The sequence below is a fragment of the Pseudomonas sp. FP1740 genome, assembly GCF_030687165.1.
GTDB lineage: Bacteria > Pseudomonadota > Gammaproteobacteria > Pseudomonadales > Pseudomonadaceae > Aquipseudomonas.
The window spans coordinates 1,783,558-1,795,583 of sequence record NZ_CP117461.1; the positions used below are offsets into that span (position 1 = coordinate 1,783,558).

The following is a 12,026-nucleotide window of genomic DNA, read 5'->3' on the forward strand; positions in this document are numbered from 1 at the left end:
TCTAAAATGACCGACAACACCATCAATAAAGCCTTCGAAGCCGAATGCCGGGAACAGATCGCCCAGCAGGGTGACGACCAGAAACTCACCGGCCTGGCCCGGGATTTCTTCAACGAATCGGCCAAACACAAGTACAGCTACCACTTCTCGTGGATGGGCCGTCCGATCATCCAGTTGCCACAAGACATGATGGCGATGCAGGAAATCATCTGGCAGGTCAAACCGGACCTGGTGATCGAATGCGGCATTGCCCACGGCGGCTCGATCATTTACTACGCCTCCTTGCTGGAGCTGCAAGGCCACGGCGAAGTGCTGGGCATCGACCTCGATATCCGTGCACACAACCGCGAAGCCATCGAGAGCCATCCGATGAGCAAGCGTATTTCGATGATCGAAGGTTCGAGCATCGACCCGGCCATCGCCGCCCAAGTGCGTGCTGCCGCTGAAGGCAAGAAAGTCATTCTGGTGCTCGATTCCAATCACACCCACGATCATGTGCTGGAAGAGTTGCGCCTGTACGCACCACTGGTGTCGGTGGACAGCTACTGCGTGGTCATGGACACCGTGGTCGAAGACATGCCAGCCGATTTCTTCCCGGATCGTCCATGGGGCCCGGGCGATAACCCGAAAACTGCGGTGTGGAAGTACCTGGAAGAGAACAAGGACTTCGAGATCGACCAGCAGATGCAAAACAAACTGCTGATCACCGTGGCGCCGGACGGCTATCTGCGTCGCGTTCGTTAATCAAAAACAGCTTCAGGTACTTGGCGATCGGCCGGTTGTGGGGATAGGAAAATGCAGGTTCAAAGCAGCACTCAAACCAACGTGACACCGCTGAACGAGCTGTTCACGGTGGTGGTTATCACCCACAACCGCAGGGCGTTCCTGCGACGCGCCTTGCAGTACTACAGCCGTTACTCCGCCAAGGTGCTGGTGCTGGATTCGTCCGTGCAGGGCGATGAGCGCATCGCAACCGACTTTCCGTCGGTCGACTATCGTCATTTGCCGCAGTTCACCTACACGGGGTTTCAGCAAAAGCTCGGGTATGGCGTCAGCCAGGTCACCACGCCGTACATGGTGTTGGCTTCCGACGATGACTTCCTGCTGCACGATGCACTGACCGAATCGGTGAACTTCCTCGAGGCCAACCCTGATTACGGCATGTGCCACGGCTACTGCCTGATGTACCTGACGCACTCCAACTATGTGCAGTACTACCGTCGCGACAAGAAGGTAAAAGAGGATTACAACGCCGGGCGCGCGCAGGATCGTGTGCTCGACTACATGGGCCAGTACATTCCGCCGTTCTATGCGGTGCACCGCACCTCGCTGTTGCAGGACTGGTACGCGGCCATGCCGGAGGGCACGATTTTCGAGTGGCAGGAAATCGGCCATGTGTATTACATGCTCGCGCGGGCCAAGGCGCGGATTCTGCCAATGCCTTATGTGGTGCGGGAGGTCAACTACGGCCGTTCGGATCACAATACCGAAATCATTCACGTCCTGAGTTTCAAAGACGCCCGTTCGGTCGCCGAGCGTGAGCGCTTTGCCGGTTTCCTCGCCACGTTGCCGACCGACATCAGTGGCCTGAACCAGGCGCAGACCGCAGAGTTCGCCCTGCAAAGTTTCCAGGCGCTGGCCGACAGCCTGGCCACGCGCAATGCATTGACTATCGAGCCGATCTTCGAGTCCTACTGGAAAGATCCCACCGTCGGCCCGAAACGCGCATTCGGCACCCGGCAATATGTCGAGATGCCGTTCTACAACCAGGCGTTTTTCGATCAACTGACCGAGTGCGAATTCCTGCTCCATGCGATGCCTGCCGGACGCTTGCAGCTGGAAGAAATGGAAGGTGCATTACTTCAGCAGCATACGCTGCAGCGCACCTATTCCAATGACACTCCCGAGACCATCCAGACCCGTTTGCTGCATGCCGTGCAGTTGGGCGCATTCAACCGTCAGGTCGTGCAAAAACTGGCGCAGCAGCTGCTGGACATGGGCGAGAGCGCCGATGCGAAAATATTGACGGACTGGATTGCCCGCCTCGGCAGCCTACCGACCTACGACAGCCGTGAGTTGCTGAGCAGCATGCCCTCCGGCCGGCTGTTGAACTGGTTGCAGGCACGCCAGCCGAACGACACCGCGGTTCGGAAAATCAATCAGCACCTGGCGGCCAATGAGGGCGGGCCTCAGTTCGGCATTCTGTTGCTGGATCTTGAAGCCGACATGGACAAGTTGCAGGTTACCTTCGACAGTCTGATGGAGAGCGCTTTCCGCGCCTTCAAGGTGGTGGTCTTCACTACCGGTGATTTGCCCGACGTCACCACCGAACAAAATACCGTGCATTTTGTAAAGGTCAGCGCAAGCAACTACGTCGATAAACTGAACCAGATTGCCCAGCGCTCGACCTCGGACTGGCTGCTGTTGGCTGAGGCCGGCGATGAGTTCACGGCTGCCGGCTTCCTGCGCGCCAGCCTTGAGTTGCAGGACGCGGAAGGTTGCCGTGCGGTGGCGATGGATGAGATTCATCGCCGTAGTAACGGCACATTGACCGAGGTTTTCCGCCCGGCCTTCAACCTCGACCTGCTGCAAAGTCTGCCGACGTTGACCGCCCGGCATTGGCTGATCCGACGCGAAGTGCTGGTGGATGTCGGTGGTTATGCCCGCGAGTTCAGCGATGCACTGGAATTCGACCTGCTGCTGCGCCTGATCGAAGCTGGCGGGCTGGCGGGGCTGGCGCATTTGGCCGAGCCATTGCTCATCACTCCGGCGGTGGAGTTGACGCCGAACGAGCACCAACGACAGGCCCTGGTGCGTCACCTGGCAACCCGTGGTTATCAGGCGCAGGTCAGTGCCGAGGCATTGGGTGGTTTGCGGGTCGACTACCGCCACGCGCAGCGTCCGAAGGTGTCGATCATCGTACGCAGCGAAGGCGATCAGGAGCAATTGCAGCGCTGCCTGGTGAGCGTATTGCAGCGCACGCGCTATCAGAACAACGAAATTATCATCGCCGACAACCACAGTCAGTCAGCCGATCTGCTGACGTGGCTCGACAGCCTGGAGCAAAACGGCCGTGGCCGGATTCGCCTGATCAAGAACGAGCAGCGCATGAGCCCGTCGGCACTGCTCAACCAGGCCGCTGCGCAGGCGCAAGGTGAGTACCTGATACTGCTCGCGGCGGACGCCGAGGTGGTTAATGCCAATTGGATCGAAACCTTGCTCAACCAGGCTCAGCGTCCGGAAGTGGGTGTGGTGGGGGCCAAGCTGGTTGATCGCGAGGGCAGCGTGACCGGTGCCGGTCTGATTCTGGGGCTGGGGGGCGGCGTGGCCTCTGCGTTCGTCGGCGAGAAAAAAGACGCTCCGGGTTATATGCATCGACTGTTGGTCGAGCAGAATTATTCGGCGGTTTCCGACGCTTGTCTGATGGTGCGCAAAGAGGTGTTCGACGCACTGGGTGGGCTGGATGAAGAGCATTTCGAGCAAGTGTATGCCGATGTCGACTTGTGCCTGAAAGTCGCCGATGCCGGGTTGCTGACCGTATGGACGCCGCAAGTGCAAATCGCCCACTCTGGCTCTTTGCCAGACCACCCGCAGGCGATAGCGGCCCTGCGCGATAAGTGGCAGGCCCGCTTCGAGCAGGATCCAGCCTACAACCAGAACCTGGCCTTGACCGGCAAGGGCTTTACTCTCGGCGAACCGACCAGTGTGAACTGGGCGCAGTTGCTCGCATAAGCCTGGCTGACAGGTAAAAGGACTCAAGGCATGTTCAACGGTAAATCGATTTTCATCTCTGGCGGCACTGGTTCGTTCGGGCGCAACTTCATCCGTCGCTTGCTGGAGCAATACCAGCCCAAGCGGGTGGTGGTGTTTTCCCGCGATGAGCTCAAACAGTACGAGATGCAGCAGACGTTCAACGCGCCGTGCATGCGTTACTTCATCGGTGATGTGCGTGACGCCGACCGTTTGCGTCAGGCCATGCGCGGTATCGATTACGTGGTGCACGCCGCGGCGCTGAAGCAAGTGCCGGCGGCGGAATACAACCCCACCGAATGCATCCGCACCAACGTCAACGGCGCGGAAAACATCATCGCCGCGGCCATCGACAACGGCGTGAAAAAAGTTGTCGCGCTGTCCACCGACAAGGCTGCCAGCCCGATCAACTTGTACGGCGCGACCAAGCTGCTGTCGGACAAATTGTTCGTGGCTGCCAACAACATTGCCGGCGAGCAACAAACCCGGTTTGCCGTGGTGCGCTATGGCAACGTCGCTGGCTCACGGGGTTCGGTGGTGCCGTTCTTCAGCAAACTGATCGCCGAGGGCGCCAAAGAGCTGCCGATCACCGATGAGCGCATGACGCGGTTCTGGATCACCCTCGATCACGGCGTGAAGTTTGTGCTCGACAGCTTCGCCCGCATGCACGGTGGTGAAGTGTTTGTACCGAAGATCCCGTCGATTCGCATCATCGATCTGGCGCAGGGCATGGCTGAACATTTGCCGCACAAACACGTCGGCATTCGTCCGGGGGAAAAACTCCATGAACTGATGGTGCCGCTGGACGACGCGCGCATGACCCTGGAGTTCGACGATCACTACACCATTCAGCCGTCGATCCGTTTCACCAGCGTCGACGTGGATTTTGCCGTGGACAAACTGGGTGAGCAGGGCCGGCCGGTGGGCGAAGACTTCGAGTACCGTTCCGATACCAACCCGTACTTCCTGTCGGTCGGCCAGATCGCCGACCTGCACGCGGAACTGTCGGCATGATTCCCTACGGTCGGCAAAGCCTCGATCAGGCGGATATCGATGCGGTGGTCGCCGTGTTGCAGTCCGACTGGCTGACCCAAGGGCCGACCATCGAGCGTTTCGAACAGGCGATGGCCGAGCGTTGCCAGGCCGATTACGCGGTGGCGGTGTGCAATGCCACGGCGGCGTTGCACATTGCCTGCCTAGCGGCGGGCCTGGGGCCGGGCGATCGGTTGTGGACCACGCCGAACACCTTTCTGGCCTCTGCCAACTGCGGTCGCTACTGCGGCGCCGACGTCGATTTTGTCGACATTGACCCGCTGACCTGGAACCTCGATGCCTACACCTTGGCGTCGAAGTTGGAAATCGCCGAGCGCGACGGCAAGCTGCCGAAAGTGCTGGTGGCGGTAGCGTTCTCCGGGCAGAGCTGCGATATGCGCATGATCGCCGAACTGGCCGAGCGTTACGGTTTCACGGTGATCGAGGATGCCTCCCACGCGGTCGGCGCGTCCTATGCCGGGCGCCCGGTGGGTTGCGGTGAATTCGCGGCAATGACCGTGTTCAGTTTCCACCCGGTGAAGATCATCACCAGTGCCGAAGGCGGCATGGTGCTGACCAATCGCCCGGAACTGGCCGAACGCTTGCAACGCCTGCGCAGCCACGGCATGACCCGTGAACCCGAGCAGATGACCGAACCCAGCCACGGCCCCTGGTACTACCAGCAAGTGGAGCTGGGCTTCAATTACCGGATCACCGACCTGCAAGCGGCCCTCGGTCTGTCACAGCTGAACAAGCTCGATGGCTTTATCGAGCGTCGACGCGAACTGGCGGCGCGTTACGACCGGTTGCTGGCGTACTTGCCGCTGACCTTGCCCAGTACGCAGCCTGAAGCCGAATCGGCGTGGCATCTGTACGTGGTGCGCTTGCAGACGGAGCGGATCAACCTCAGTCATCGACAGGTGTTCGAAGGCTTGCGAGCGGCCGGTGTCGGGGTGAATCTGCACTATATTCCCGTGCACTTGCAGCCGTACTATCGCGACCTGGGTTTTGCCGAGGGTGATTTCCCCCAGGCCGAACGTTATTACGCCGAGGCCATCAGCCTGCCGCTGTTTCCTCTGCTGAGCGATGAACAACAGGACTATGTGGTCGAGCAATTGCGACGGCTGATCCTTGAGGAGTAGTGACTCTTGAGCTGTGTTGCGATCATTCCGGCCCGTGGTGGCAGCAAGCGAATCCCGCGCAAGAACCTCAAGCCGTTCGACGGCGTGCCGATGATCGTCCGTTCGATTCGCACGGCGTTGGAGTCGCGCCTGTTCGACCAGGTGATCGTCAGTACCGACGATGAGGAAATCGCCGAAGTCGCACGAGCCAATGGCGCTCAGGTGCCGTTCATGCGGCCTGCGGCACTGGCTGACGATTTCACCGGGACTGCGTCGGTGATCGCGCATGCCTTGAATCAATTGCCACCGTTCGACCATGCCTGCTGCGTCTACGCAACGGCGCCATTGTTGCAGGTGCGTTATCTGCGTCAGGGGCTTGAATTGCTGGTGCAGCACCCGGACAAATCTTTTGCGTTTTCAGTCACCGGTTTTGGTTTTCCGGTGCAGCGGGCCTTGACCCTCGACGCGCAGGGCGCCCTGACCTCGCTCTATCCGGAGTTTCGTGACACCCGCTCCCAGGACTTGCCCGAAGCCTTTCAAGACGCCGGCCAGTTCTACTGGGGGCGCAGCGAGGCCTGGTTGCGTGGTGATGCACTGTTCTCGCCAGCGAGCCTGCCGGTGATTCTGCCGCGCTACCTGGTACAGGACATCGACACCCTTGAAGACTGGAAACGCGCCGAATACCTTTACGCCGCATTGAAGGCTGGTGGTGAGTTGCAATGAGGATACTGATCCGCGCTGACGCGTCGCCAACCATTGGCAGCGGCCATATCGCCCGCTGCCTGACCCTGGCCAGGGTGTTGCGCAAGCAGGGCACGCACGTTGCCTTCGCCTGTCGCCTGCTGCCGGGGCATCGACTGGACAGCCTGGCCAGCGAGGGCTTCGAGACCTTCGCGCTGCCGGCGCGCTACCCCGATGAAGATCCGCAGCAGGCCATCGAGTCGATGCTGCCGTGGCAGGCGGACATCGCCGCGCTGGCGCAAGCCCTGGAAAGCCATCCGGCTTTCGACTGGATCATCGTCGACCACTATGGCCTCGATCATCACTGGCAGACCGCGGCCCGTCGCTGGGCACCGAGGATCGCGGCGGTGGATGACCTGGCCACTCGGCAGTACCGCGTCGATCTGCTGCTCAATCAAAATCTGTCGGGCACCCCAGAGGCTTATGCCTCGCTGCTGACGCCCGACTGCCAGACCTTGCTCGGTCCACGTTTTGCGATGTTGCGCGATGAGTTCTGCTGCCCGGCGGTCGAGATCAAGCCTCGGGCCAGGCGAGTATTGGTGAACTTCGGCGGCTTCGATGTGGCCATGCAGACCCACCACGCGATGTTGGCGCTGGCGGACCTTCATGAGCTGGAGGTCGATTTCGTGGCGGGTGCCGACAACCCAGCCTGGGAGCAGATGCAGGCGCTGGCGGCGTATCGTCCGAACTGGCGCCTGCACAGTTTTGTCAGCGACTTCTACCGGCTGATGACCGAGGCTGACCTGTTTATCGGTGCCGGTGGCGGCACCAGTTGGGAGCGGGCGGCCATGGGGCTGCCGACTATTTGCATTGCGGTCTCGAATAATCAACAGGCCAACGGCGAGGTGATGGCGACCTCGGGCGCTCATGTGTTCCTGGGCAACCGCGAGCATGTCAGCGTCGAGCAGTTGCGCCAAGCCATCGGTTTTGTCGTAGGCAATCAAGGTTTTCGTCAAAGTATGGCCGAACGCTCACGGCAGTTGGTCGATGGCCGTGGCGCGCAGCGGGTGGCGGCAGCACTGGCGGGAGCGGTACTGCAGGTGCGTCGAGCCGATCCGGACGATGCGCAATTGTTGTTCGAGGGACGTAATGCCGAGGCGGTACGGCGCTGGTCGCTGGACACCCACGCCATCGATTGGCAGCGGCATCAGGTCTGGTTGGCCGCGAGCCTGAACAACCCTCAGCGACTGCTGTTGATTGCCGAGGCGGATGACGGCCCGGTCGGTATGCTGCGCTATGACCTTGACGGTACTCGGGCCGAAGTCTCGATCTATCTGTTCGAAGGCCGATTCGGCCTGGGCTGGGGCAGGGCGCTGCTGGCGCGGGGCGAAGCGTTCGTCACGGCGCATTGGCCACAACTTGAGGCCATCACCGCTCAGGTGCTGCCGGCCAATCAGCCATCGCTGAAGGTTTTCCGCGAGGGTGGTTTTACTCAGAGTGCTTGCGCGTTCACGCGCGTGTTGAAGGATCCAGAACAATGACCAGTTTCAAGATCGGTAATCGCTCGATCGGTGTCGATGCGCCACCGTTCATCATTGCCGAGATGAGCGGCAACCATAACCAGTCGCTGGACATGGCGATAAAAATCGTCGAAGCCGCGGCCAAGGCCGGCGCCCATGCCTTGAAGCTGCAAACCTACACCGCCGAGACCATGACCCTGGACTTGTCCGAAGGCGAGTTCTTCATCAAGGACCCCAACAGCTTGTGGGCCGGTTCTTCGCTGTATGCGCTGTACGAAAAGGCCCACACGCCGTGGGAATGGCACGCGCCGATTTTCGCCCGGGCCAAAGAGCTGGGCATGCTGGCGTTTTCCACACCGTTCGATGACACCGCGGTGGACTTCCTCGAAAGCCTCGATGTGCCGGCCTACAAGATCGCCAGCTTCGAGAACACTGATCTGCCGTTGATTCGTCGGGTTGCGGCCACCGGCAAGCCGCTGATCATTTCCACCGGCATGGCCAGCATCGCCGAGCTCGATGAAACCGTGCGAGCCGCCCGAGAGGCCGGTTGCAAGGACCTGGTGTTGCTCAAGTGCACCAGCACTTACCCGGCGACGCCTGTCAACAGCAACGTGCGCACGATTCCTCATCTGCGTGAGTTGTTTGGCTGTGAAGTCGGTTTGTCCGACCATTCGATGGGCGTCGGGGTGTCTGTCGCCGCCGTAGCGCTGGGGGCGACGGTGGTGGAAAAACACTTCACCCTCGACCGTGCCGCCGGAGGCGTGGACGCCAGTTTCTCCCTGGAACCGGCCGAACTCGCCAGCCTGGTGGTCGAAACCGAGCGCGCCTGGCAGGCCATGGGCCAGGTGCATTACGGCGTGACTGACGCCGAGCGCAAGTCCCTGGTGTACCGCCGGTCGCTGTATGTCACCCAGGACATGACCGCCGGTGAGCCATTTACCGCCGCCAATCTGCGGGCCATCCGTCCGGGCCTGGGGCTGGCCCCGAAACACGCTGAAACCCTTCTGGGCCGCCGTGCCCGCCAGGCCATCAAGCGCGGAACGCCGCTGGACTGGTCGCTGGTCGAATAACCGCTTGTGGGGCTGATTCGGCAAAATAGCGTGACCTGCGAGTCATTACGCGCATCTTCACTGTATTGTATAAATAGGGAAGAGGGCGCCTGGCCTGCTTTTGGCTCAGTGATGGCCTTTTACTCTTCCCGCTGTCACCTCGTTGAGGGCGACGTTATTCGTTGTTTGTCGGCGCCCCTCGATTCCTTGCGAGCGGTGGTATTGGGCTGTTTATTATTGGGAAGCCGTAATGATTGGCATAAAGAGCATTGCGAGCTACGTTCCTGTAGCCGGCGTGGACAATTACGCACAAGGTGCAAAATTCGAAAAGGATGAAGAATTCATCCTGGGCAAGATCGGTTCGGCCTTCCTGCCGCGCAAAGACGCCGGGCAAGAAACTTCGGACCTGTGTGTCGAAGCAGTCAACGCGCTGTTCGCCAACAACCCTGAATTGAAGCGTGAAGCCATCGACGTGCTGATCGTCGTGACCCAGAACGGTGACGAAGAAGGCCTGCCGCACACCGCCGCCATCGTTCAGGACAAGCTGGGCCTGCCGACCACCGTGGCTGCGTTCGATATTTCCCTGGGCTGCTCCGGTTACGTCTACGGCATCTACGCCATCAAGGGCTTCATGGAAGCCGCAGGCCTGAAGAATGGCCTGCTGGTGACCGCCGATCCGTATTCGAAGATCGTCGACCCGGAAGACCGCAACACCACCATGTTGTTCGGCGATGCCGCCACCGCCACCTGGATGGGCGAAGACGCGCCATGGCAGTTGGGCAAGGCCAAGTTCGGCACCGACGGTTCCGGTGCGCCGCACCTGAAGGTCACCGATGGCGTGTTCTTCATGAATGGCCGTCAGGTCTTCAACTTCGCGCTGCTCAAAGTCCCTGCGCATTTGCACGAGCTGCTGGGCGACTCGGGCCTGACGGCCGACGATATCGATGCCTTCTGCATTCACCAGGGCAGTGCGGCGATTGTCGATGCCGTGGCGCGACGCTTCGAGGGTGAGCCCGAGAAGTTCCTCAAGGACATGGTCGAAACCGGTAATACCGTGTCGTCGAGTATTCCGTTGCTGCTGGAAAAACACGTGCTCGATTCCAAATGGAAGCGTGTGGCACTCAGCGGTTTCGGCGTTGGTTTGTCTTGGGGATCGGCGATCATCTATCGTCCTTGATCTTCTAAAAGCCGGACACAAAAAAAGCGCTCAAGGTGTAACCTTGAGCGCTATTTTTTTGCCCGAATCACAGCGAGGCGCCATGAGCGAGTTTTTTCAACCCAACGCCGAACTCATCCAGCGTCGCTGGCCGGCCGTGGCTGAGCGTCTGCTGTCTGAAGATCCGGGTCCGTTGCAGGCCGATCTGGTGGAAGGGCTCGGCTCGACTCTGAGCATCAACGGCATTCAGCTGACCAGTCGCCATGACCGTACCCGCGAAGCGCAGCTTCAAGCCGCAAGCCTGCCGGTCGACAGTCCGGTGTTGCACGTTTATGGCACGGGGCTGGGTGATCTGCAGCTGGAGCTGCTGCAGCGTTCGGGGCTGATTCAGTTACACGTACATATCCTTAACGGCGCAGTGTTTGCGCTGGTGTTGCAATTACTCGATCAGCAGCCGTGGCTCAGCGATTCGCGGGTCGAGCTGCACTACGCCGGTGATTTAGCTGAGATTTGTTTGCCGTTCTTTGCCCTGCCTTCGGAGCTGGTGCTGGCCGATGACTTCAACGCGAAGATTCGCGACCGCTTGATCAGCGAAACCCATCTGACGTTCAACAACCGTGAGTTCGATCCGGACAATCCGGAAATAGCGACGCGCCTGCTGGAAAGTGTCGAACAGATCCGTGTCGATAGCGACACCGCACAATTGTTCGCAGCACACGCTGGCCAGCCGATGTTTGTCATCGCCACCGGGCCGAGCCTGGAACAGCACTTCGTGACCTTGCGATCAATTCGCGGCCAGACCCCGCGACCACTGTTCGTTTGTGTCGATACCGCTTATAGGCCGCTGATCGAGAACGGTATCAAGCCGGATGTGGTCGTCACGATCGATCAGCGTATCTCGCTGCGCCATCTGCCGCCCGAGGACAGCGCAAACATCACGCTGGTCTACATGCCGCTGGTGGCCCCTGCCGTCTTGCAGGCCTGGCAAGGCAAACGCTATGTCGCCTACTCGGCAAGCCCGGTTTTTCGGGATCTGCGCGCGCAGCTCCCACGGGCAGAGCTGTTTGCAGGCGGCAGCGTGATTCATCCGGCGGTGGACCTGGCGGTGAAAATGGGTGCCAGTCAGATCACGCTGTTCGGGGCTGACTTCGCGTTCCCCAACAACAAGACCCATGCCGGCTGGAATGACGGCGACCTTGGCCCCCAACTGGGCGCGGCTCGCCATTGGGTATTGGACGGGCATGGGCAGCGGGTCAAGACCCAGCTCAATTTCCGCAGCTACCTGTGTGAGCTGGAGCGCTATATCGCTGCGAATCCACATGTCGTCTTCTACAACAGCAGTCGAGCCGGGGCCATGATTGCCGGCACGACATTTCATCCGGAGTTCAGTCGATGAGCGAAGTGCTACTCGTTGATCAGGCCCGGCAATGTTCAGCGTTGTTTCGCCTGGGAAGGGATGTCGAGGCGGCGCTGGTCATGGTCGAGGTGGCGGAGCAGGTGCAGTCGCGGGTCGGCGGGGCCGAGAGCCAGATCGCGGTCCGGTGGACGGCATTACTGACAGGTATGCTGGATAGTCAGGAACGACAGGACTGGCTGGCGCTGGCGGATTACCTTGAATACGAACTGGTCGATTTGCTGGTGGCTGTCAATTCTGCGTAATGCCGTGGCAGATCAGCGGGAGCGGGGCTGTAAGAAAGGGTTGTGGCAGTTCTCTGGC

10 protein-coding genes are annotated in these 12,026 nt (G+C 60.3%); all 10 read left to right on the forward strand.

Annotation, left to right across the window (positions count from 1 at the left end):
* The first annotated feature begins 6 nt into the window (after nt 1–6).
* The 10 genes from PSH69_RS07845 (at nt 7) to PSH69_RS07890 (ending at nt 11,968) form a co-directional block, all read left to right on the forward strand.
* The gene (locus PSH69_RS07845) at nt 7–744 is read left to right on the forward strand and encodes a cephalosporin hydroxylase family protein (RefSeq protein ID WP_064619523.1); all 738 of its coding nucleotides are present in this window, start codon (nt 7–9) and stop codon (nt 742–744) included.
* A gap of 51 nt (nt 745–795) precedes the next feature.
* Nucleotides 796–3,732 carry a TIGR00180 family glycosyltransferase gene (locus tag PSH69_RS07850; protein WP_305411594.1) on the forward strand — a complete coding sequence of 979 codons (2,937 nt, stop codon included), beginning with the start codon at nt 796–798 and terminating at the stop codon, nt 3,730–3,732.
* Nucleotides 3,733–3,762: 30 nt separating this feature from the next.
* Nucleotides 3,763–4,764: a UDP-N-acetylglucosamine 4,6-dehydratase (inverting) gene (gene pseB, locus PSH69_RS07855; protein WP_305411595.1), complete on the forward strand. Its 1,002-nt coding sequence runs from the start codon at nt 3,763–3,765 to the stop codon at nt 4,762–4,764.
* Nucleotides 4,761–5,924: a UDP-4-amino-4,6-dideoxy-N-acetyl-beta-L-altrosamine transaminase gene (gene pseC / locus PSH69_RS07860; protein WP_305411596.1), complete on the forward strand. Its 1,164-nt coding sequence runs from the start codon at nt 4,761–4,763 to the stop codon at nt 5,922–5,924. Before pseB ends, pseC begins: the two co-directional genes overlap by 4 nt.
* Before the next feature lie 6 nt (nt 5,925–5,930).
* Nucleotides 5,931–6,626 (forward strand): pseudaminic acid cytidylyltransferase, encoded by a 696-nt coding sequence (pseF, locus tag PSH69_RS07865; RefSeq protein ID WP_305411597.1) that lies wholly within the window; start codon nt 5,931–5,933, stop codon nt 6,624–6,626.
* A complete protein-coding gene (pseG, locus tag PSH69_RS07870; protein WP_305411598.1) occupies nt 6,623–8,125 on the forward strand; it encodes a UDP-2,4-diacetamido-2,4,6-trideoxy-beta-L-altropyranose hydrolase in 1,503 nt (500 codons plus the stop codon). Before pseF ends, pseG begins: the two co-directional genes overlap by 4 nt.
* Nucleotides 8,122–9,174, forward strand: coding sequence for a pseudaminic acid synthase (gene pseI, locus PSH69_RS07875; protein WP_305411599.1), 1,053 nt, complete (start codon nt 8,122–8,124; stop codon nt 9,172–9,174). Before pseG ends, pseI begins: the two co-directional genes overlap by 4 nt.
* A 229-nt stretch (nt 9,175–9,403) precedes the next feature.
* The gene (locus PSH69_RS07880; protein ID WP_018925031.1) at nt 9,404–10,330 is read left to right on the forward strand and encodes a ketoacyl-ACP synthase III; all 927 of its coding nucleotides are present in this window, start codon (nt 9,404–9,406) and stop codon (nt 10,328–10,330) included.
* Nucleotides 10,331–10,412: 82 nt separating this feature from the next.
* Nucleotides 10,413–11,705 (forward strand): motility associated factor glycosyltransferase family protein, encoded by a 1,293-nt coding sequence (locus PSH69_RS07885; RefSeq protein ID WP_305411600.1) that lies wholly within the window; start codon nt 10,413–10,415, stop codon nt 11,703–11,705.
* On the forward strand, nt 11,702–11,968 hold the full coding sequence (locus tag PSH69_RS07890) for a hypothetical protein (RefSeq protein ID WP_305411601.1): 267 nt from the start codon (nt 11,702–11,704) through the stop codon (nt 11,966–11,968). The genes PSH69_RS07885 and PSH69_RS07890 overlap by 4 nt, the downstream gene beginning before the upstream one ends.
* Nucleotides 11,969–12,026 lie beyond the last annotated feature (58 nt).